17 protein-coding genes and 3 pseudogenes are annotated in these 21,405 nt (G+C 62.9%); 10 read left to right on the forward strand and 10 right to left on the reverse strand.

The features are described 5' to 3' along the window. Nucleotides 1-209: 209 nt before the first annotated feature. The 5 genes from AC0L3O_RS12830 to AC0L3O_RS12850 are packed head-to-tail and all read right to left on the reverse strand — an operon-like array spanning nt 210 to nt 6,156. Nucleotides 210-1,709, reverse strand: coding sequence for an ABC transporter substrate-binding protein (locus AC0L3O_RS12830; protein WP_473535135.1), 1,500 nt, complete (start codon nt 1,707-1,709; stop codon nt 210-212). Nucleotides 1,710-1,757: 48 nt separating this feature from the next. Next, nucleotides 1,758-3,434, reverse strand: coding sequence for a dipeptide ABC transporter ATP-binding protein (locus AC0L3O_RS12835; RefSeq protein ID WP_473535052.1), 1,677 nt, complete (start codon nt 3,432-3,434; stop codon nt 1,758-1,760). After that, nucleotides 3,431-4,279, reverse strand: a complete 849-nt coding sequence (locus AC0L3O_RS12840) for an ABC transporter permease (protein ID WP_473535053.1) — start codon at nt 4,277-4,279, stop codon at nt 3,431-3,433. Before AC0L3O_RS12840 ends, AC0L3O_RS12835 begins: the two co-directional genes overlap by 4 nt. Further along, nucleotides 4,276-5,214: an ABC transporter permease gene (locus tag AC0L3O_RS12845; RefSeq protein ID WP_473535054.1), complete on the reverse strand. Its 939-nt coding sequence runs from the start codon at nt 5,212-5,214 to the stop codon at nt 4,276-4,278. The genes AC0L3O_RS12840 and AC0L3O_RS12845 overlap by 4 nt, the downstream gene beginning before the upstream one ends. Nucleotides 5,215-5,265: 51 nt before the next feature. Next, nucleotides 5,266-6,156: a proline iminopeptidase-family hydrolase gene (locus tag AC0L3O_RS12850; protein ID WP_287194283.1), complete on the reverse strand. Its 891-nt coding sequence runs from the start codon at nt 6,154-6,156 to the stop codon at nt 5,266-5,268. A gap of 116 nt (nt 6,157-6,272) precedes the next feature. Here AC0L3O_RS12850 and AC0L3O_RS12855 point away from each other — a divergent pair, with 116 nt between their 5' ends. Both AC0L3O_RS12855 and AC0L3O_RS12860 read left to right on the forward strand, forming a co-directional pair. Further along, nucleotides 6,273-7,034 carry a LuxR family transcriptional regulator gene (locus AC0L3O_RS12855; protein ID WP_287280774.1) on the forward strand — a complete coding sequence of 254 codons (762 nt, stop codon included), beginning with the start codon at nt 6,273-6,275 and terminating at the stop codon, nt 7,032-7,034. Between the two features lie 83 nt (nt 7,035-7,117). Beyond that, nucleotides 7,118-7,257 (forward strand): annotated as a pseudogene (locus AC0L3O_RS12860) (proline iminopeptidase-family hydrolase); the annotation flags it as partial. A 287-nt stretch (nt 7,258-7,544) separates the two neighbouring features. On the opposite strand, the pseudogene AC0L3O_RS12865 reads toward AC0L3O_RS12860, so the two are convergent. Further along, nucleotides 7,545-7,625, reverse strand: a pseudogene (locus tag AC0L3O_RS12865) (DUF2726 domain-containing protein); the annotation flags it as partial. Between the two features lie 20 nt (nt 7,626-7,645). Here AC0L3O_RS12865 and AC0L3O_RS12870 point away from each other — a divergent pair. Both AC0L3O_RS12870 and AC0L3O_RS12875 read left to right on the forward strand, forming a co-directional pair. Next, on the forward strand, nt 7,646-10,846 hold the full coding sequence (locus AC0L3O_RS12870; protein ID WP_473535056.1) for an ATP-binding protein: 3,201 nt from the start codon (nt 7,646-7,648) through the stop codon (nt 10,844-10,846). Between the two features lie 287 nt (nt 10,847-11,133). Then, nucleotides 11,134-12,978: a peroxidase family protein gene (locus AC0L3O_RS12875; protein WP_287208950.1), complete on the forward strand. Its 1,845-nt coding sequence runs from the start codon at nt 11,134-11,136 to the stop codon at nt 12,976-12,978. A 225-nt stretch (nt 12,979-13,203) separates the two neighbouring features. On the opposite strand, the gene AC0L3O_RS12880 is transcribed toward AC0L3O_RS12875, so the two are convergent. Next, entirely contained in the window at nt 13,204-13,386 is a 183-nt protein-coding gene (locus AC0L3O_RS12880; RefSeq protein WP_287208949.1) for a hypothetical protein, read from the reverse strand. Between the two features lie 754 nt (nt 13,387-14,140). Then, nucleotides 14,141-14,987: pseudogene (locus AC0L3O_RS12885) on the reverse strand (quinone oxidoreductase family protein). On the opposite strand from AC0L3O_RS12885, the gene AC0L3O_RS12890 reads away from it, so the two are divergent. Continuing rightward, nucleotides 14,901-15,206, forward strand: coding sequence for a hypothetical protein (locus AC0L3O_RS12890; RefSeq protein ID WP_473615853.1), 306 nt, complete (start codon nt 14,901-14,903; stop codon nt 15,204-15,206). The pseudogene AC0L3O_RS12885 and the gene AC0L3O_RS12890 sit on opposite strands and share 87 nt — an antisense overlap. 13 nt (nt 15,207-15,219) lie before the next feature. Continuing rightward, on the forward strand, nt 15,220-15,654 hold the full coding sequence (locus tag AC0L3O_RS12895) for a winged helix-turn-helix transcriptional regulator (RefSeq protein WP_473615753.1): 435 nt from the start codon (nt 15,220-15,222) through the stop codon (nt 15,652-15,654). Nucleotides 15,655-15,717: 63 nt separating this feature from the next. Here AC0L3O_RS12895 and AC0L3O_RS12900 read toward each other — a convergent pair whose 3' ends face one another. Further along, on the reverse strand, nt 15,718-16,323 hold the full coding sequence (locus AC0L3O_RS12900) for an NADPH-dependent FMN reductase (RefSeq protein WP_473535060.1): 606 nt from the start codon (nt 16,321-16,323) through the stop codon (nt 15,718-15,720). A gap of 92 nt (nt 16,324-16,415) precedes the next feature. Here AC0L3O_RS12900 and AC0L3O_RS12905 point away from each other — a divergent pair, with 92 nt between their 5' ends. Further along, nucleotides 16,416-16,784, forward strand: a complete 369-nt coding sequence (locus AC0L3O_RS12905; RefSeq protein WP_473535061.1) for a winged helix-turn-helix transcriptional regulator — start codon at nt 16,416-16,418, stop codon at nt 16,782-16,784. Between the two features lie 461 nt (nt 16,785-17,245). Here the strand turns inward: AC0L3O_RS12905 and AC0L3O_RS12910 are convergent, their stop codons facing one another. Beyond that, nucleotides 17,246-17,641, reverse strand: coding sequence for an acyl-CoA thioesterase (locus tag AC0L3O_RS12910; protein WP_027151084.1), 396 nt, complete (start codon nt 17,639-17,641; stop codon nt 17,246-17,248). Between the two features lie 205 nt (nt 17,642-17,846). On the opposite strand from AC0L3O_RS12910, the gene AC0L3O_RS12915 reads away from it, so the two are divergent. Genes AC0L3O_RS12915 through AC0L3O_RS12925 form a run of 3 tightly spaced genes read left to right on the forward strand, consistent with a single transcriptional unit; the run spans nt 17,847 to nt 21,313 of the window. Next, on the forward strand, nt 17,847-18,431 hold the full coding sequence (locus AC0L3O_RS12915; protein ID WP_473535136.1) for a GNAT family N-acetyltransferase: 585 nt from the start codon (nt 17,847-17,849) through the stop codon (nt 18,429-18,431). 57 nt (nt 18,432-18,488) lie between these two features. Further along, nucleotides 18,489-20,105: a GMC family oxidoreductase gene (locus AC0L3O_RS12920; protein WP_473615843.1), complete on the forward strand. Its 1,617-nt coding sequence runs from the start codon at nt 18,489-18,491 to the stop codon at nt 20,103-20,105. Beyond that, nucleotides 20,102-21,313 (forward strand): mandelate racemase/muconate lactonizing enzyme family protein, encoded by a 1,212-nt coding sequence (locus tag AC0L3O_RS12925; protein ID WP_473615754.1) that lies wholly within the window; start codon nt 20,102-20,104, stop codon nt 21,311-21,313. Before AC0L3O_RS12920 ends, AC0L3O_RS12925 begins: the two co-directional genes overlap by 4 nt. Nucleotides 21,314-21,405 lie beyond the last annotated feature (92 nt).

Genomic DNA, 21,405 nt, shown 5'->3' on the forward strand with positions numbered 1-21,405 from the left:
GTTTTCCGGAGACGGCATGCCGGCGCCCGAAACCCTTCACAAGTGCGGACCGTCCGCAATCAGCGCGGAACTGTCAGAAAGTAGCGACAGCAGCAGATCGCTCACCTGTCCCAACAAACGACGCGCGGTCAGACGGGCGGCACGCCAAACGTGTTGTCAGTGCTGGGCGGAACGCCGCAGAGCGGCGTTCCGTGGCTTCGTTCACAAGTCTAGTTCTTGACCACGTCTTCCAGAAAGAACCGGCCCAGCGGATTCTGGTAGAAGTTCTCGATGTTAATACGCGAGACGTTGATGAACGGGCTGTAGTACAGATCGATCCAGTTGACGTCCTCTTTGGCCATCTTCTGCAGATCGGTGTACATTTGCTCGCGCTTGGCCGGATCCATCTCGATGCGCGCCGCCGCGACCAGCTCCTTGACCTTCTCGTTGTTGTAGCGGGTCATGTAATTCATGTTCGCGTCGTGGCCGAGAACGAAGGTGGTCTTCTGGTCTGGGTCGAGGATGTCGTTGGTCCAGTAGTTGACACCGACGTCATAGTCGCCGGCCACCAGCATGTCCCATTCCTGGCTCGGGTCGACCTTCTGGATTTGGACGGTGACTCCGGCTTTGGCGAGCTGCTGCTGCAGCAGCACGGCCGTCTGCTCGACGATCTCGTCGCCGGCCCGCACGACGTAGTTGAGCGTCAGGTCCGAGGCCCCGGCGTCGGCCAGCATCTGCTTGGCCTTTTCCGGATCGTAGGGCCGCTTCAGATTGTCGGCGTAGTAATAGAGTGCGCCCTTCGGGACGTAGGAGTTTGCGACCTCGCCGTAGCCGAACGTCACCGTGTCGACCACAGCCTGCTCGTCGATGGCCATGTCGAGGGCCTGCCGCACCTCCTTCTTCGCCAGCGCGCCATGCTCGTGGTTAATCAGCAGGTGATCCTCGCGGGTCGACGGGTCGAGATGGACGGTGAGGTTGGAATCCTTCTGCAGTTCGGCGACGCGTGAGAACGGCACAAAGATCGCGGTGTCGAGCTGGCCGGCCTGCACGTTCAGCATGCGGGTGTTATCGTCCGGCACGGAGATCCACTCGACGCCGTCGAGGCTGACACGATCGGCCTCCCAGAAATGCGGGTTTTTCGCCAGGATGACACGGTCGCCGCGCCTCCATTCCGTGATGGTGAAGGCGCCAGAGCCGATGGGTGTTTCGGCATATTTCTCCGGACCGAGCGCCTCAAAACCCTTCTTGGAAAGAACCGAGGCGATCGGGAAGGCCAGCGTCGCCAGGAACGGCGCGGTCGCTTGCTTGAGTTTGATCGTGACGGTCTTTGGATCGGTTGCCTCGACCGTATCCATCACCTTGAAAGGATCCGCCCACAGCGAGCCCTCGTCATCCCTGATGCGGGTGAGGCTGAACACCACGTCGTCGGCCGTCAGGTCGGAGCCGTCCGAGAACTTCGCGTCGCGCAGCTCGAGCGTATAGGTGAGGCCGTCCGGGCTGACCTCCCAACTCTCGGCGAGACCGGGCTCCAGCTTGGTGCCCGTCTTGTCGACGCGGATCAGCACGTCATAGACGTTGGCGAACACCCACAGGTCGATGTTCTGGGCGGTCTTGATCGGATCGAAGGTGGTCGAGTCTTCGCGCCGGCCAATCGTGAGTACGCCGGCGGCTTCTGCGAGCGTCGCCCCCAGGGACAGGCTGGTCATAACGGTGACCAAGCCGATGCGCATCCATTTGCTTCTTAACATCGGTATTCCCCTTCTGGTTTGCCTTTGGTTTCAGTTTGCGACCCCGTCGGCCTGCGGGGTCGCCATGTTCGAGGGAGCAAGCAGCGGCTTGTCCGGATCGATATGCGGAACGGCGGCAATCAGCGCGGCGGTGTAGGCATGCTTCGGCCGGGAGAACACTTCCTCCGACCGACCTTCCTCGACGATCACGCCGCGGTGCATCACCACAACACGCTGGCAGAGATTGCGAACGATTGCGAGATCGTGAGCGATAAATATCAGCGTGAGCGACATACGTTCCACCAGTTCGCGGAACAACTCCACGATCTGCGCCTGGATGGTGACGTCGAGGGCGGCCACGCACTCGTCCGCAATGATAAGTTTCGGGTCGACGGCGAGCGCGCGAGCTATCCCGGCTCGCTGGCATTGGCCGCCGCTCATCGAGCGCGGCTTGCGGTCGAGGAACGCGCGCCCCAATCCGACCAGGTCTAGCAGTTCGCCGCAGCGTGCCGGAATTTGCGCGGTCTCGATCTTGCCCTGTACCCGCAGGACCTCGGCCAGCATCTTGCCAACGGTAAGATGAGGATTGAGGGCGTTGTAGGGGTCCTGGAAAACCATGGCGGTTTGACGTCGCAGCATGCCGAGGACTGCGCGATCCGATGCGATGTCCATACCATCGAACCGAATCGTGCCTGACGAGACCGGCGTAAGTCCAAGGACGGCGCGCGCCAGAGTGCTCTTGCCGCTTCCGGATTCGCCGACAATTCCGACCGTTTCGCCCGGCATGACACGGAGTGTGACCCCATTGACGGCATCAACCGCGCCTCGCCGGAACAGGCCGCCCGTGGCGAAGCGCACGTGCAGCTTCTCGATGTCGACCACCGGCACCGCTCCGGGTGCCCGGAGCTTCTCAGCCTTTGCCGGCATGTCCTCCTCCGGCAGCGAGGGATGACTGGCGATCAGCGAACGGGTGTAGGCATGCGCCGGCGCCGCAAGCAGACCGCGCTTCTCTCCAATCTCCACCAGTCGACCTTGCCACATCACCGCGATGCGGTCGCAGACTTGGGCGACGATGCCGAGATCGTGGGTGACCAGGATCACCGAGAGTCCACGCCTGGCGCGGATGTCCATCAGAAGCCGCAGGATCTGCGCCTGTATCGTCACGTCGAGTGCCGTCGTCGGCTCGTCGGCGATCAGGATCCTGGGATTGCTCGATAGCGCCGCGCCGATCATGGCGCGCTGGCGCATGCCGCCGGAGAATTCGTGCGGGTAGCTATCGTATTGCCGAGCCGGATCCGGAAACCCGACCTGGGCGAGGATATCCACCGCCGCGGCGCGCGCCGCCTTGGCGTCCAGCCGCTGGTGAAAGCGGATGCCCTCGGTGATCTGGTCGCCGATCCTCATGACCGGGTCGAGATGGCTGCTCGGATTCTGAAAGATCATGCCGATTTCACCGCCGCGCACCGCGAGCATCTCGGCTTCCGGCGCGGTCGTCAGCTCACGCCCGGAAAGTGTGATCGAGCCACCGCTGATCCTGAGCCGGCTCGATGGCAGCAGCCTAACGAGTGAGCGGCAGAGCAGGCTCTTGCCCGACCCGCTCTCGCCGACCAGCCCGAGCACTTCTCCCGGGGCGAGATCGAGCGACACGGCATCAAGCAGGATACGCTCCCCGCCGTCACCGTCATGGACAACCGTCAGGTCGGTGACCTTGAGCAGCGCCGCGATCACTCGTGAACCCCGAACAAATCGGCCAGCCCGTCGCCGATCATGCTGAAGGCGAAGGCGAGCGTCACGATCGCAAGCCCCGGGAACAGTGTAATCCACCACGCGGTGGTGACGAAGGCTTGGCCTTCCGCCACCATCACGCCCCACTCCGCGACTGGCGGCTGCACGCCCAGCCCGAGATAGCTAATGGCCGCGCCATTCAGCAGGACGAGGACCGCGTCGGACATCGCGAAGACGACCGAGCCGGCAGCGGCATTGGGCAGGAGGTGACGGAACATGATGCGCATGCGGCTGAAGCCGAGGCTGACCGCCGCAACCGCGTAGTCGTGGTTCTTGAGCACGAGCATCTGGGCGCGGATGAGCCGCGCGTAGGAAACCCAGCCGACGAGGGCTATGGCGATGTAAAAACTGGCCAGGCCAGGCCCCAGGATCGCAATGATCGACAGCATCAATACCAGGAACGGGAAGGCCAAGATGACGTCGACCAGCCGCATGAAGATGGCGTCGACTATCCCGCCGAAGAAGCCGGCTACCGTACCCAGCGTGGTGCCGATGAGAAAGGGGAAGATAACGCCGATGACGGCGATCTTGAGGTCGATGCGCGTACCCCAGATGACGCGCGAGAGGATGTCGCGGCCGAAATTGTCGGTCCCGAACGGGTGCAGCCAGGACGGCCCCTGGAGCCGTGCTGTCGCGTCCTGGGCGATCGGATCGTAGGGCGCGATCAGCAGCGCGCCGAGCGCGAGGAAGACGAACGCCCCAAGCAGGAAGACGCCGGCCGCCAGCGTACCGCGGCGGCGAAAGCGGCCCTTCCTGCCGAGCGCGGGCGCGGCCAAGGGCTCGCTCACAGCTTCACCCTCGGATCGAGAGCCACCGTGACGATGTCAGCCAGGAAGTTGATCAGCACGGTGGCGCAGGCGAAGACCATCGCCACGCCCTGCACGACCATGTAGTCGCGCGAGAAGATGGCGCGCACCAGCAGCTGGCCCATGCCGGGCAGCGCGAATACGGTCTCCACCACGACGGTGCCGCCTATCAGCCAACCTATGTTTACGGCGAGAAGGTTGACGGTCGGCACCAACGAATTTGGCAGCACGTGGCGCCAGAACACGATGCTCTCCGGCATGCCGCGCGCGCGCGCGGCAGTCGCCACGTCGGACTTCAAGCCTTCGACCATCGCCGCACGCAAGCTGCGCGCCAGAACGGTCGACAGCGACAGCGAGACAGTGAGGCTCGGCAGCACGAGATGTGCAAGCTTTTCAGAAAGCGTGTTGCCGTAACCGGACACCGGGAGAATGGCGAGTTCGACGCTGAACAGGATGATCAGCATCAGGCCGAGCCAGAAGGGCGGGAAGCCGATGCCGAAGGTGGAAACGATGCGGATAACTTGGTCGGCCAGCCTGCCCTGATTGCGCGCCGCGATCGCCGCCACCGGCACGGCGATCAATACCGACAGCACAACGCTGCAAAGCACCAGCGTCAGAGTGGGCTCGATGCGCGTGGCGATCAGCTTCAGCACATCGATCTTGTAGAGGATCGAGCGCCCCATCTCGCCGTCCGCGAGGTTGCGCAGGAAGTAGAAATACTGGGCGAGCATGGGCTCATCGAGGCCGTACTGCGCGCGGATGCGGGCGATCGCTTCGGGGGTGGCGCGGACGCCGAGCAGAACGCGAGCGGGGTCGCCGGGGATCAGCCGGACAAGGATGAACGTGATCACGCTGATGCCGAACAGCACCGGCAGGAACTGAAGCGGACGGTATAGAACGAACTTATAGCGGTGCATGGCCCTGAGGTGTTTCCCCGTCCGCTCCCTTTCCCCTGCATTCGGCCTGCATCAGCCTGCCTTGTTGCGCGAGAGGAACCCTAAAAGGATCGGATAGTATGCAGCTGGGTTCTCGTAGAAGGGCATGTGACTCGCATTCGGGATGATGTGCAACTCCGACTGCGGCAGGCCAAGCTTCATGCGCAGACCACAGGCTGGTGTCAGTTCGTCGTGCTCGCCATGCGTGATCAGCACCGGCACCTTGATCCTGGGCAGGTCGGGCACCCGGTTCCAGTCCTTGAGATTGCCGATGTAGAGAAACTCGTTCGGACCTTGCATGGTCGCGTAGGGTCCCATGTTCCAGTCGTCGAGCGAGCGGCGCACCGGCGCCGGCCATTCGGGCAGGCGGCAGACATGGCGGTAGTTGAGGATCGTCACCGCCGCCATGTATTCCGGATGATCGTAGGTTCCCTGCGCCTCGTGCTTCTGCATCATCGATACGGTCTCGGGTCCCAGCGAGGCGCGCAGGCGTTCCAGTTCCAGAACAAGATGCGGCATGTCGGCGACGGTATCCTCGAGGATCAACGTCTGCAGGTTCTCCTGGTAGGCAAGCGCATAGTCGATCGCCAGCCAGCCGCCCCAGGAATGACCCAGCATGTGGACATTGCCGAGTCCCAGCGTCTTGCGAACCGTCTCGGTCTCCTCGACGTAGCGCGCGATAGTCCACAACGAGGTGTCCGTCGGCCGGTCGGAGGCGCCGGTGCCAAGCTGGTCGAACGCCACGACCCTGTATCCCTGGTCTACCAGGCAGGAGTGCGATTCGCGAAGGTAGTCGCAGGCCAGGCCAGGCCCGCCGTTGAGGCAGAACACCGTCTCGGTGCTGGAGCCGAAGCTGTAGGCGACGACCTTAAAGCCGTCGACATTTACCTCGATGCGATCGTCCGCCGCCATCTCACGCCACATGATACGCTCCGAATGCACAGCTTTTAGGCATGCTCATACTTTAAGCGAAACGTTGGGAGTGCGTCAGCTATAAGAAGTGATAGGGTGGGTCCGGGAGGATGTCGGCGGAAGAGCTCATGCTGGACGAAATCACAACGATCAGGCAGCGTTTCACTCGCCATGGCACCTTGGACGAATGCATCGACGAGGCGTTCGCCGCCCTGTCCGGCCTAGGCTACGACGCGCTGGTCTACGACTACACGCCCATCCCGTACGATCTCGACGGCGCTATCATGATCCCGTCGATGCTCAAGCTGCGTAACATCGATGATGACATGCGCGACTATTGGTGCGATCGAGGTTACTTCCGCATCGATCCGGTGCAGATCGTGGCGGCGCGCAGCTCCACCCCCTTCGCCTGGAGCTACGACAAGGAGATCGACACCGAGATAGGAGCGCTCCTCGACGAGACTACGGAACCCGTTGCGCGCTATCTGCGCGAGCGCGACCTCACTAGCGGCGTCACGATCCCTATCCACATGCCGCGCGGCGGCTATGCCACGGTTACCGGCATCCGCCTCGGCGCGGACGAGATGGTAGATCGGGATGCGGGAACCATCGCGCGCTTTAGCTTGCTGGCGCATGTCTTCCACGATATGGCCTACGCCCTCTACGACCGATCGGCTCTCAGTCCGCTCCTGCCGTCCTTGACTGAGCGCGAGCGCGAGTGTCTCCGCCATTCGGCACATGGCCTCTCTGCCAAGGAGATCTCGCGCGTCATCGGGCGCTCGATTCCTACGGTCGTCATGCACCTCACCGCCGCCGCCAGGAAGCTGGGCGCCAGGAACCGCACGCAGGCCGTCGTTCGCGCCGCGCATTTCCGCCTGCTCGACAACTGACGAAAAGACCCTATCACTTTTCATAGCTGCCCCCCTCTGACAGGCTCGCCCTATGATGCTCGCCGCAACGAGGAGAGCGCCGTGGCCGCCACGACGAGGCTACACCCGAGGTGGTTCGACCCTATGTGGAACGCGTTTCGGACATTCGAGCCACATGCCGCATGTCGAGGAGCGGGACCTCTGCATGCGCACTGTCTCGGACTTCCTCAAGACGCAGGACTGAGCTGTAACTGGCAGGCACCAAGCCCGCTTGTGTTGGTTCATTCGATCTGTAATTGGGGTCTGCATCTGATCCTTGTTGAATATGACACGCGAGAAAGCCCGCTGGGTTTCACCCCAGCAGGCCCGGTGGTTATTCCTAATAGTGCGGGTATCGCTTTCTGCGGACGGACCGCTCGGCAAGTTTGCAGCCGGTTCTTCCACCTATGAGGGAGAAGCCAACTAAAGCCCTGCAGATAGCCCAAAAGATATCTTTGGAAGAAGTGCGGGAGTTTTGACCGGCGAGGAAACCGCTTTGTTCTTGTTGAGAAGCGGCTGTATCGTGAAATCAGCACCCATGACAATCCGCAACTGGTCAGCGGCGTCGGGAGGCTAAGACACGGAGCCGTGCCATGTCATCGGACAACCATCTCCGGCCGAATCCGAAGCGGAGGCCTAAGGCGGCTTCCTCGGTTCCAGCTAAGGCGGCAGCGCCGGACGCGCGGGAGCCCGGGCCGGACGCCCGCAAGACGGTCACCATCCTCTTCGCCGACATCGTTGATTCCTCGCGGCTTAGCCTCTCCCTCGATCCAGAAGCGCTCCGGAACTTGCTCTCCCGGTACTTCGGCGAGTTGAGCGCCGTCGTTCAACGGCACGGCGGAATCGTGGACAACTATATGGGGGACGCGATCATGGCTGTGTTCGGCATGCCGTTCGTCCACGAAGACGACGCGCTGCGCGCGGTGCGGGCAGCGGTGGAGATGCGCGATACACTTGCCATCCTTAACCACGAGCTCGAAGCCGGTTGGGGCGTCCGCCTTATGAACCGAATCGGCATCAACACCGGCGAGGTGATCGCCAGCGACCAAACGCAGGGATACTTGTCAGTCGCCGGAGAGGCCGTCATTGTCGCGAAGCGCCTTGAGGAGGCAGCGACGGCGAGTGAGATCCTGATAGGGGAGCCGACGCACAAGCTCGTGCGCGATGCGGTCGTCGTCGAGCCCAGCGGGCCGCGCGCACTCAAGCGCGGCGCGACCATCCGCGCCCTCGTCGTGTTAGATGTCCACGCCCACGCCCCTGGCGTTGCGCGCCGCTTCGACTCGCCTTTCGTCGGGCGCGAACGCCAACGAGCCTTGCTTGAGACCGTCTTCCGCAACGCGGTCGGCGATAGGACCTGCCACCTGGTCACCATTCTCGCCGACGCGGGTGTGGGAAAGTCGCGGCTCGTACGGGAGTTCACGAGCGGCCTTGCCGAGGATGTCACAGTCTTGCACGGCCGCTGTCTGCCCTATGGCGAGGGCATCACCTATTGGCCGCTGGCCGAGATCGTCCGGGAGCTTACCCGCGCGGAGGGAGCCGACTCCGGCAAGCAACTCGCATCGGTGATCGAGGCGCGGCTCGCAGGCGACGAGAAGGCCCGGCTGATTGCCGAGCGTGTGACCGGGGCGCTCGGGCTTGGCGGCGCGGGACAAGGGACGACCGAGGAGACCGCCTGGGCCGTCCGGAGGCTGTTTGAGGCGCTCGCGCGAGCGGGGCCGCTCGTCGTTGTGGTGGACGACGTCCATTGGGCCGAGTCGACATTCCTCGACTTAGTCGAGCACGTCGCCGACTTCTCACGCGATTTCCCGATCCTGCTCATCTGCATCGCGCGGCCGGAGCTCTTCGACGCGCGTCCTGGCTGGGGGGCCGGCAAACGCAACGCGACGTCGATCGTCCTGGAGCGGCTCAGCGACGCGGAATGCCGCGAGCTGATCTCCAACCTTCTTGGCCCCGCGCCGCTGCCGCCCGCTGCCGAGTCGAGGATCGCGAGCGCGGCCGAGGGCAATGCGCTCTTCGCTGAGGAACTCGTGGCGATGCTCGTCGACGACGCGTTGCTCAGGCAGGCGCCCGACAGCTGGGTCGCCGCGTCGGACCTCGTTGCGCTGCCCGTCCCCTCGACTATCAACGCGCTTCTCGCTGCCCGTCTCGAGGGCCTCCCGTCCGTCGAGCGCGCCATCCTGACGGCCGCATCGGTCGAGGGCTCAGTATTCCATCGGAGCGCCGTCAGCGAGCTCGCCGGCCCGGTGCTCGACACATTCGAGGACGGTTTGCTCGCGCTCGTCCGCCGGGACCTGATCCGCCCGGAGGCGCCGTTGTTCGCCGGCGAGAAGGCCTATCGCTTCCGTCACGTCCTGATCCGCGACGCCGCGTATCGCTCCCTGCCGAAGAATGCGCGCGCCGACCTGCACGAGCGCTTCGCCGCCTGGCTCGAGCTAGCGGCCGCGGACCGGCTACGCGAGTTTGAGGAGATTGTCGGCTATCACCTCGAACAGGCCTTTCAGTACCGTGTCGCGCTCGGTCCGCGCGACGTGCGCGCGGCCTCGCTTGCCGCCCGGGCGTGCGAACGGCTCGAGGCAGCCGGGCGGCGGGCGCTTGTCCGCAGCGACCTGCCGGCGGCGATCAGCCTGCTTGAGAGGGTTTCCCGGCTGCTTCCCACCGATGACACACGGCGGATCGTGCTGCTCGCCGACTTGAGCGGCGCGCTGATCGAAAGCGGCCGGCTGGACGACGCCGGGCGCGCGCTGGACGAGGCGGAGCGCTTGGCCGCTGCCGCTGACGACCAGCGCTTGGCAGCGCATGTGCTCGTTCAGCGGCAGTTCCTCCGGATCTTCCACGGCGAAGAGGGCGGGCTGGAGGAGTCGGCACGCGCGGTAGCTGCGGTGATCCCGGTCTTCGAGCGCGTCGGGGACGACCTCGGCCTGTGCCGCGCACGGCGGCTTGAGGCCTGGCTATCCTTCACCGCGGCTCGCGGCGAGGCCGCCATTGCAGCTTGGGAGCAAGCTGCTGCTCACGCGCGACGTGCGGGGGATTGGCATGAGTACTACGAAATCCTCACGTGGATCGCTTCCTCCTTGTGGTTCGGGCCCACCCCGGCAGCCGAGGGCATCCGCCGTTGCGAGGCGATGCGCGTGCAGGTGGGCGAAAGCCCCGAGTCCGAGGCAGCGATCCTCCGTCAGCTCGCGTGCCTCAACGCGATTGTCGGCCGCTTCGCGATTGCCCGCGAGCTGATCGCGACGAGCAACGCCACCTACGCCGACCTCGGCCTTACGCTCTACGTGGCGTCCTCAGAGCACGAGGCCGTCATCGAGCTGCTCGCCGGGAACCCCGCTGCGGCCGAGAGGAGCGCGCGCGCGGCGTATCGCGCGCTTGAGGAGATGGGCGAGCGCGCGTTCCGTTCGACGATGGCCGCGTCCCTCGCCGTGGTGATCCTCGAACAGGGACGCGACGAAGAGGCCGAGGACTTTGCTAAACTCAGCGCCCAGCTGGCTGCGAGCGGAGACCTCGTGACGCAGGTCCGTTGGCGCCGCGTGCGCGCACGCGTGCATGCGCGGCGGGCAGAGCTCCGGGCGGCGGAGGCGCTCGCGCGCGAAGCAGTGACGATCGCCGAAGCGACCGACTTCGTCAACGACCGGGCGGATGCACTGGTCGACTTGTCGCACGTGCTCGAGGCCGCCCGCCGAGGCGACGAGGCGGTCGCCGCTGTGTCCGGAGCGCTGCATCTCTACGAGCTGAAGGGAAACGTGGTCGCCGCGGCCGCGACCCAGCTCCGCCTAGGCAAACTCGTCAAAATGTGACACCGTCGGGAGGCGGCAAGGGGTATCGCCCGCACCTGCTTGTGAACCGCTCTGGATCGGAGGTGATGTGATGCCACCCGAACTTCGATACGATCGACGAGTATAAATATGTCTCACCGCTGGCCTAGAGCTAGACCCGGGCGAGACAGACCTGAGGCTCGACACCTGGGTCCTCCAGCCGGGTGCCGCCTGCATGGGCCTTTCTGCTTAATCCCAACTTGTTGAAGGCCCCCTTTCCCATTGGGTGAGGGTGCTACTTCCTGAAATCATTTTCGAAGAGGCCAAGCATGGTCACGAAAAAGACAGCCCCAGCGAAACAGACACCTGAGCGACTCGGTGCGACGAAGCCTACGAAGCGAAAAGCTGAGACAGCGAACCCAGCCGCAAGCTCCGAAATTGCCGAGCCAGTCCGCGAATTTCTCAAGAAGACATCGATTCCCAAAGGTTTCGTTAACCCAAAGCCGATCGTGCTGTCGGAGTTGCGGAAGCGCGTGACCGAAACGAATCTGAGGCCCACCGTTTCGCTGGAGCAACTGTTGGCCAGCGCGAATCGCATCAAGCCGGCGGACCTTCCCGTGGAGAAGTTACCGGAAGACGTCAAAGATTCTATCGTCGCACTGAAGCCGGGGATTCGACGTTTTCACGGCGTTAAAATTCCGCTCTACTGGTTCCCGTTTCCCTGGCTGAGTTCTGCCTGTGCAGATCGCTTCGGGTACATGTCGTCCGCGGCCACCCGTGCGGCAACGAAATTGCCATTCAATGTCGCGACGCAAGCACTCCTCGGCCAACTCGGTAACATGATGGGAGACCCCGGCCGTGATCCTAATCCTGCTTCTCACAATCCCGCCGATGCGGGCGTGTCTTCGATACCAGCAGGCTTCACTTATTTTGGTCAGTTTGTGGACCATGACATCACGTTCGACGTCTCGTCGACTCTCGACGCCGCTACGGATGCGAATACAATCAGTAACATGCGCAGCCCGGCGCTCGATCTGGAGTCCGTTTACGGCCGCGGGCCTGGCTTAGATCCGTTTCTCTACGTTTTTCCCACATCTGGTCCAGTTACCGCAATCAAGCTGCACAGGGGCTCGAACACTCCTATTGGCCCGGGCGGCCCCAGCAACAACGGTGACAAATCGGGCATGGTCCAGCAGACGAACTGGGATGTGCCCCGCATGCAGGGTACGAACACTGCTGCGATCGGTGATCCGCGCAACGACGAAAATCTGATCATCGTACAGTTGCAGCACGCTATGCTGCGTTTCCATAACGCCGTCGTTGATCTTCTGGTGGCAGTCGCGTTTGCGGGCGACATCTTCGCAGAGGCCAAACGAATCGTGACCCATCACTACCAATGGGCCGTGGTGCACGATTTTTTGACAAGAATCTGCGGAGTGGCTGCCGTGAACAACGCGATGGCGAGCGTATCTGCTCCCATCGGCAGCTCGTTCCGAATGCCCGTCGAGTTCGCCGTGGCAGCGTACCGGTTCGGCCACAGTATGATCCGCGATACGTATTGGGTGAATTTCAACTTCAAGGAAGCCACACTTGGACAGGTCTTTGAGTTCAATCGCGATCCACGGCTGCCGGTCTTTTCCACCTGGGTCGTTGACTTCAACGCGTTCTTTGACACCGGAGTGCCAGTACCGGTTCACAACAAGGCCCGGAAAATCGATAGCTTCATCGCTAACGGATTGGAATCGTTGCCCGGATTCACTGGAATGATGGCGATTCTGGCAACGCGAAACCTCCGGCGCGCTCTATCGCTCGGTCTGCCGAGTGGACAGGGCATGGCCAACTCATTCGGCATTGCGCCGATGACCGCGGCGCAGCTGACATCTGGGGTGCCGGCGGCCGAAATGGCTGTGCTGAATTCCAGCGGCGGTTTACTGCTGAACAAGACGCCATTGTGGTATTACGTCCTTCGCGAGGCTGCGGTCCTTGCCGGCGGAAATCAGTTGGGTCCGGTCGGCGGCAGGATCGTGGCGGAGACGTTTGTCAGGATTTTGAAGCGAGATGCGTCATCCTATCTGAACGTCGCCGGTGGGTTCACACCTATCCTTCCTTCGTCCACGCCTGGAAACTTCACGGTGGCCGATCTGGTGGCGTTCGCCGGGGTAACGCAACCATAGAAATCGCGTTGCGAACGCCGATGACGGACCTTCAGCTGTGCTGACTTCAACTGCGATCTGGTCCAGATCCAGTTCACCGGTCCCCCTGGCAAGCCGCTCATGCAGTATCGTCGCAACTTGACGGTCCCGCGAATTTTTCCGCTCGCCTCTGTTCGATGAATAGCCGCTTTTTGACCCGTGTTGGTCATTCCGAACCAACACCGACTGCCTTGAGCCGCCGGACCTTTACTTTTTTTTAAAAACGTCCTCTATAGCTTCCTTAGTAGATTTCCCCTCGTTAACTTTCTGCTCAACTTCCGCGAGCCGTTTTTGGGCCCTGCCGATCGCAGCCTCAATCCCCGTCTTCATGTTCTCAAGGACCTGGACCTGATTTTGGAAACTCTTCATATAAACGTCGTCGATAGGCATTTCATTCCTCCATCTATGCCGCGCTCGATAGTTAGCGGCCGTTATGCAAGCCAGACTATCTCATACCACCATTCGAATTCAGGGGTATCGGGATTTGTGGCGGTATCCCGATAAGCCAAGAGCGCGATTCCCAGTGCGAATCCGCTCGTGAATTTTCCGTATGCCCACCCCGGGTCGTCTGCCTTCCACATAGTATACGGCCCCGCCCCCCAACCTGACCAATGTGGAGTGTGGCCTGAGCTTTGACTGGGGCCCACATATTTAATGAACGGTAACGCGACTCCAGCGTCAGCCTGCACAACCCAGGCGTCGACCCACCTGGGTTCTTCGGAGGTGAGGCCTGTGATCGGACCCGTCGGCCACTCGACCCGACCATTGTTAAGTGTCTGCGTAAGGTCCCAATTGGCTGCCATGACATATCTCCAATCGCTGGCGGGCGACTCGCCCGGATTCGTGAACAAGAGATCATATGCTCCTCAACTATGTCCCATTTCTTCGAAATCGGCTAGGTTATCTATTAGGTGTAGATAATGTTCCGTAGGCGCTCGCGCACGAACTTCTGGAACGGGTCCGACTGCTAACCGTTCATTGGGGATGCCTCGAACTTCCGCAGATGGCGCAATCGCGGCGTCCAGAATGGTCGCCAACAATCTCTGCTTTCAGGCAGTGGCAACGGTCACCTCAATGGCCGATATCAGGCGCAGAGCGGACAGGTTCCACGATCGGCCAGTGCGCAGTTAATCGACCACACCACTCAAGGTATCAGCACGACCTTGCCGGTCGAGCGGCGCTCCTCCAGCAGGCGGTGCGCTTCGTTGGCCTGGTCGAGCGGATAGCGGCCGCCTTGCGTCACGGCAAACTGGCCGCCGGCGGCCAGCTGGAAAAGGTCCGACAGGCTGGCCCTGAGGCCATCGGCAGAGAGCAGCGGAAGCAGGGCAAAACCTCGCAGGGACTGGTTCCGGGTGATCATCGCTTCCAGTTCCGCAGCGCCGATCGCGTATCTGCCCAGCGCCGCAAAGACCAGCTCTCCGCCTGGCGCGAGAGCCTGCAGCGACGCCGCCGTCATCGAGCCGCCGACAATGTCGTAGGCGACATCGACGCCGGCGCCGCCCGCCGCTTCTCGTACACGCATGGGCCAATCCGACGTGCTGTAGTCGACCGCGGCATCGGCACCAAGCGACAGGGCAAGATCGAGCTTGGCCCTGCTGCCGGCGACCGCAATCACGGCACTGGCGCCCCTGGCGTTTGGCGAGCTGGACCAGCAGGGATCCGACACCGCCTGCAGCTGCAGTGACCAGCACCGACTTGCCGGCGGGCGGGCTTTGCCGCAGCAGATGAAAGGCCGTCAGCCCCTGCACCATCAAGGCCGTCGCGTCTTCGAATGAGAGTGTCTCCGGCAGTGGAACGGCCAGCTTTGCGTCGATCGTCACATAGTCGGCATAGCCACCAAACGGGCGCTTCGAAGCGAACAGCGGCGCCGCGACGCGTGTCCCGGTCAGCGAGATGTCGACCCCGTGACCAAGCGCCTCCACGGTGCCGGCAGCCTCGACGCCGAGAACCATCGGCAATTGCGGCGTCACCGCGTAGCGATCCCCGCGCATCAACACTTCGAAGAAATTCACGCCGGCCGCATGAACGCGGATCAGCACCTCGCCTGTTTGCGGCTCTGGCTTCGGCATCTCGACGACGTCCAGGACATCGGGACCGCCGAAACGGTTCAGTTGAATGGCTCTCATGGCATGCATCCATCGCTATGGCATCGGCTGCTGTTTGCCACTATCTGCCTGATCGCGACTACACACTCATTTGTCCCCTGCTGACCAGGAGGTGACCATGGCGATGCCGACCAAAACGGGGCCGACCAAATGGGTGCCGACAAAAAGGCTGCTCAAGAGACTGCCTCTGCTGCCGGCGGAACGCGCGCTGAAGGTGATCTCGGGCCGATGGAAGGCTGTCATTCTCTACCATCTCTTCGACGGCCCCCGGCGGCTGTCGGCGCTGAAGACGCTGGTGCCTGATATCACCCAGAAAGTGCTGATCCAGCAGCTTCGCGAAATGGAGGAACACGGCCTTGTCAGACGCGAGATCTTTGCCGAAATCCCCTCACGCGTCGAATATTCGGCGACGCGCCTCGGCCTCAGCCTCGAGCCTATCCTTCTGGCGCTCTGTGAGTGGGGCCAGCACCATGCGGATGAGTTGAACGAGATGGACCGCCTCGCCGACTGTATCATCAGGCCTCGGCAGGCGCGGCAGCCAGCCATCGCCTGAATCAAAAGGGGCGACGCAAGCGCCGCCCCGGGAACCCTTGGGAGGATTGTTCTGGTCTGCGGTTCAGGCCGCCCTGACTTCCTCGGCCACCGCGTCGGCCTGGCGCGCGGCCTTCAGCACTTTGGCCCACCATGCAACGTCGTTGACCAGTGCAGTCGCCGCCTGGTTCAGGTGCTCGAGCTCCTCGAGCTTCTTTTCACCTTGCCGGACCGCAAGGAAATCGCCCCACGCAATATGGACTGCCGACTTGACCGGCGCCATCTGCAGCTCGACCGCATGTAGTCTCAGCTGCTCGACGGCGCGCGCGCCGCCGACGCTGCCATAGCCGACGAAGCCTGCCGACTTCTTGTTCCATTCATTGGCAGCGTAGTCGATCGCGTTCTTCAGCACGGCGGTCGGGCCATGGTTGTATTCGGCGGCGGTGAAGATGAAGCCATCGAATTCGGCGACCTTCTTCTGCCAGCGCTTGGCCACTTCATTCTGCGACGGCGCCCAGGCGGACGAAGCGACCTCGTCGAAGAACGGCAGCGGGAAGTCGCGCAGGTCGACCACCTCCACGTCGATGTCGGCATGCGACTTGGCGATCTTTGCGATCCACTGGGTCGGAACGTCGGCGAAGCGTGCGGCGCGGGTCGAACCGATGACAATGGCGATTTTGGGTTTGGACATAGAGGGGCTCTCCTTCAGGCGAATTTCTGGTATCGTTTAGATACCTGAGCTATATGAGTGACTGCGCCGACGAGGCGCAAGGAGGCACCTTTTTGATACCAAGGCACCCGCACCGCACCGAGGACTGCCGCGCCATCTCGGAAATCCTGCAGCGCGTCGGCGACAAATGGACCGTGCTCGTCGTCGGCAAGCTCGGTGACGGGCCGCTGCGCTTCAACGAATTGCGCAGCGCCGTCGGCGGCATTTCGCAAAAGATGCTGACCACCACGTTGCGCGGGCTGGAGCGCGACGGCTTCGTCACCCGCACCGTGTTTCCGACCATTCCGCCACGCGTCGACTATGAGCTGACCGACCTTGGCTACGAGCTGCTTGTGCCGGTCGGCGCACTCGGCGAATGGGCGCGCAAGAACACCGAGCGGGTCAAGGCCGCTCGCGCGAGGTTCGATGGGCTTCATACCTGAAACTCTTGCGCTGCAAGGGTTTGCGCACGCGCGTAGCGTAGACGAATTCTACGGCTGCATCTGCATTCCGGCCCGCACGGCTTCTGTCCCGTTTCGATTTCGGGCTCGGTTGACCACCTTGCCGTCGATGGCGCCCCTCGCCGCAATTGCTTACGCTCCTCGCGCCGGTGTCTTACGTCGCGTCGCAGGCAGATTTCGCAGCTCGGCACTTGCCGCTTGAGGGTGCGGTTTTCGGAGCCGCAACTGGCTGCGGCCTCGTCTCGTTTGACCTCGCTCAGGCGATCGCGGCCATCAGGCAGAACAAGGCGAAGCGCGCCTGCCAATGCGCCGTTCAGCAATCGTTGACGCATTGTCCATGCGCTGCCGGATATGGTCACGGCAATGTGCAAACGCGACGCATCGCCATTCGCATGCAGGAGGCTGGCAGCGGCGCGCCGATTAAGCTGACTGCGTCCAGCCGGTCAGCTTTCCGCCGGAACGGCCTTCGGCTTGCCTTCGCCGTCCAGCGCCACCATGACGAAGTCGGCGTGGGTGACCTTCTCCATCAGGTCGGAGAGGTAGCGCTGCGCCCATGCCTCGACCTTGAGCGTCATCGAGGTGCGGCCGACGCGCTCGACATGCGTATAGATGCACAGCGTGTCGCCAATCTTCATCGCCTTGGCGAACGACATTTCCTTCACCGCCGCCGTCACCACGCGGCCCTTGGCGCGCTCGGCGGCGCGGATACCGCAGGCAAGATCCATCTGCGCCATCACCCAGCCGCCAAAAATGTCGCCCGCCGCATTGGCATCCGAAGGCATGGCCAAGGTCCTCAGCGTCAGATCGCCGATCGGCCGTCCGTCCGCGTAATGCACCATGCGCCAAAATCCCCTCGATATCGATCTTCTCCCGTATCGGGATGGCACCGATGCGTCAACGCGCACTGCCAAGTGCTAGACTGCGCACAGTGAGTTGGGAAAGGCAGCTGACATGGAACTAGCCTCTCGCCCTCTGACATCTGATCTATGGCCCACGCTCGAGGAGCTGTTCGGTGAGAGCGCCGTCTGCAGTCGCTGTTGGTGTATGTACGGGCGGATCGGCAGTTGTTATCGAAAGCGACCAGGCGAGGAAAACAAGGCTGCGTTCCGGCAAGCCGTCGAGCATGGTCCGCCTCCAGGCGTACTTGCTTTCGACGGCGATACTGCTGTCGGCTGGTGCCAGGTGACACCGCGCGATGCCGTGCCCTGGCTCGATCGGCTGTGGCAGCTCAAGCGGGTGGATGATGCGCCGGTCTGGTCCTTGTCCTGCCTCTACGTGCGAAAAGCATACCGCCGGCAAGGCATCACGTCCCACCTGATCGCAGCGGCGCTGGAATCCGCAAGGCGCGCAGATGCCCCTGCGCTTGAGGCCTACCCTTTTGATGCCGATGTATCGCCGAGCGCTTCCGGCAGCGGATACGCCTCCACCTTCGCTCGCGCCGGGTTCAGGGTCGTCGCCCGCAGGGTGACGGCCCGACCGATCATGCGTTATGATTCAGGCAAAATGCTGATCATGGCGTATGATGCTCCGACCGCTTGTCCTCGAGGCAAAGGCCGCTTCGGTCAGGGCACCGAATGCAAACGAAGTGCCGGTCGCTTTTTTCACAGGCGATGCCGGAAGCTCCGGTGATCGCGGCGGCTCGCGGCGTCTAGGTTGAGCAAAATTTCGGAGCCGGCCGCAGCCATCATGCAGACCTATGATTTCATCATCGTTGGCTCCGGCTCGGCCGGCTCGGTTGTGGCCGAAAGACTGTCGGCTTCCGGCCGCTTCTCGGTTCTGGTGCTCGAGGCCGGCGGCAGCGACCGGCGCTTCTACGTGCAGATGCCGCTCGGCTACGGCAAAACCTTCTTCGACCCGGCGGTCAACTGGAACTACAAGACCGAGCCGGACCCCGGCCTCGCCGGCAATGTCGACCATTGGCCGCGCGGCAGGCTGCTCGGCGGCTCGAGCTCGATCAACGCCATGGTCTGGATCAGGGGCGCGCGCGAGGATTTCGACGATTGGGCAGCGGCCGGCAATCCCGGCTGGGGCTTCGACGACCTGCTGCCCGTCTTCAAGGCGCTGGAGGACAATCAGGCCGGCGCCGATCAATGGCGCGGGGTTGGCGGCCCGCTGCGTATCAGCGACTGCTCGACCGCCGTCCATCCGCTGACCAAGCGCTATCTGGCGGCCGCCAATCAGGCCGGCCTGCCGTTCAACCCGGATTTCAACGGCGCCTCCCAGGAAGGCGCCGGCATTTATCAGATCACCACCAAAAATGGCCGCCGCATGTCGGCCGCCCGAGCTTTCCTGCGCCCGGCGATGAAGCGCAAAAACCTCCGCGTCGAGATCAACGCGCTGGCGACCAGGATCCTGTTCGAGGGCAAGCGGGCCGTTGGCATCGAGTATCTCCAAAATGGTGAGACGAAAACCGCCCGCGCCGGCCGCGAGATCGTCGTGTCCAGCGGCTCGATCAACTCGCCGCAATTGCTGCAGCTTTCCGGGATCGGTCCCTCGGCGCTGCTTGGCGCGCTTGGCATTGGCGTCGTCCACGCCAATGAGAATGTCGGGGCGAACCTGCAAGACCATGTCGGCATCAACTACACTTTCAAGGGCAAGCTGCCGACGCTGAACCAGATCCTGCGCCCGTGGTGGGGCAAGCTCATGGTCGGCATGCAATACGTGCTGATGCGCTCCGGCCCGCTGTCGCTGTCGATGAACAATGCCGGCGGCTTCTTCCGCACCGACCCGGCCGCGGCACGGCCCAACATGCAGCTTTACTTCCAGGCGTTCTCGACCGTCATTCCGAAGAGCGGAGAACGCCCGATCCTGACCCCAGATCCGTGGCCGGGCTTTTCCATCGGCCTGTCCAACTGCCGCCCGTCGAGCCGTGGCGAGATCATGATCCGCTCCAGCAATCCGCGCGACTATCCGAAGATCGTCGCCAACGCCTTCTCGACCGAGGCCGATGTCGCCGAAATGCTGGCGGCGGTGAGGTTCATCCGGAAGATCGCCGCCATGCCGGCAATGGCCGAGATCATCGAGGAAGAGGTGTTGCCGGGCCCGTCAATCACCTCCGACGCGGATCTCATCCAGGATTTCAGAAAGCGCTCGGGCACTGTCTACCACCCGGTCGCGACCTGCCGCATGGGACCGGACGCTACCGCCGCCGTCGTCGACCCGCGCCTGCGAGTTCACGGCCTCGAAAGCTTGCGGGTCATCGACGCCTCGATCTTTCCCGATAACATCACCGGCAACACCAACGCCGCCGCGATCATGACCGGATGGAAGGGCGCCGAACTGGTTCTGGAGGATCAAAAATGAAAATCACCGACGTCAAAACCTGGGTTGTCGGCAATCCGCCGCCCGGCATCGGCGGCAAGTATTTCATCTTCGTCAAGCTCACCACCGACGGCGGCGTCGTCGGCTATGGCGAGGCCTACAACGCCACCTTCTCCGCCCACGTCACCGCGAGGATGATCGAGGACATGGCCGAGCGCTATCTGATCGGCCGCGATCCGCACGACATCGAGAACTTCTTCCGCCGCGCCTATTCGTCCGGCTTCACCCAGCGCCCCGACGTGTCCGGCATGGGCTGTTTTTCGGCGCTCGAAATCGCCTGCTGGGACATCATCGGCAAGGAGGCCGACAAGCCGGTCTACAAGCTGCTCGGCGGCCAGGTTAACGAAACGCTTCGTTCCTATACATACCTCTATCCGCACAGCGGCAGCGTCCATTCGGAAGATGCCCGCGGCAAGAACGTCTACAACGACCCCGACCTGGCGGCGGAATGCGCGCTCGAATATGTCGAGCAGGGTTTTAATGCCGTCAAGCTCGATCCGGCCGGCCCCTACACCGCCTTTGACGGTCACCAGCCGCGCCTCGTCGACATCGATCTCTCCGCCCGCATGATCAAGGCGATCCGCGAGGCGGTCGGCTCAAGGGCCGACATCCTGTTCGGCACGCATGGCCAGTTCACCGCATCGGGCGCGCTGCGCATGGCCCGCGCCATCGAACCTTACGACCCGCTGTGGTTCGAGGAGCCGGTGCCGCCCGACATGCCCGAAGTGATGGCGCAGGTGGCGCGCGGCACGTCGATCCCGATCGCCACCGGCGAACGGCTGACGACCAAGTTCGAGTTTGCCCGCGTCATCGAGAACCGCGCCGCGACCATTCTGCAGCCCGACCTCGGCCGCTCCGGCGGCATTCTCGAAACCAAGAAGATCGCCGCCATGGCCGAGGCCTATCACATCCAGATCGCCCCGCACTGCTATTGCGGGCCGATCGTCGGTGCGGCCAACATCCAGCTTGCCGTGACCTTGCCCAACTTCCTCATCCTGGAATCGCTGAAGCAGTGGGACGGTTTTCACGAGAAGCTGCTGAAGAAGAAGATCGAGTGGCAGGACGGCAACGTCATTCCGTCGAAGGAGCCGGGCCTTGGCGTCGAGCTCGACGAAGCCGTCTGCGAAGCGCATCCCTGGACCGGCACAGACCTGCATCTGCAGATGATGCAGACGCCGTTGACGCCGTGAGCGCGCGCAAGAGATGCGACCGGGTTTCCCGGCTAGGCTCAAGCTCTGCCGTCAGGTAATTGTCGCGCGATTCCAGCATGTTGGCCTGATAG

Source organism: Mesorhizobium sp. WSM4810, assembly GCF_055811235.1.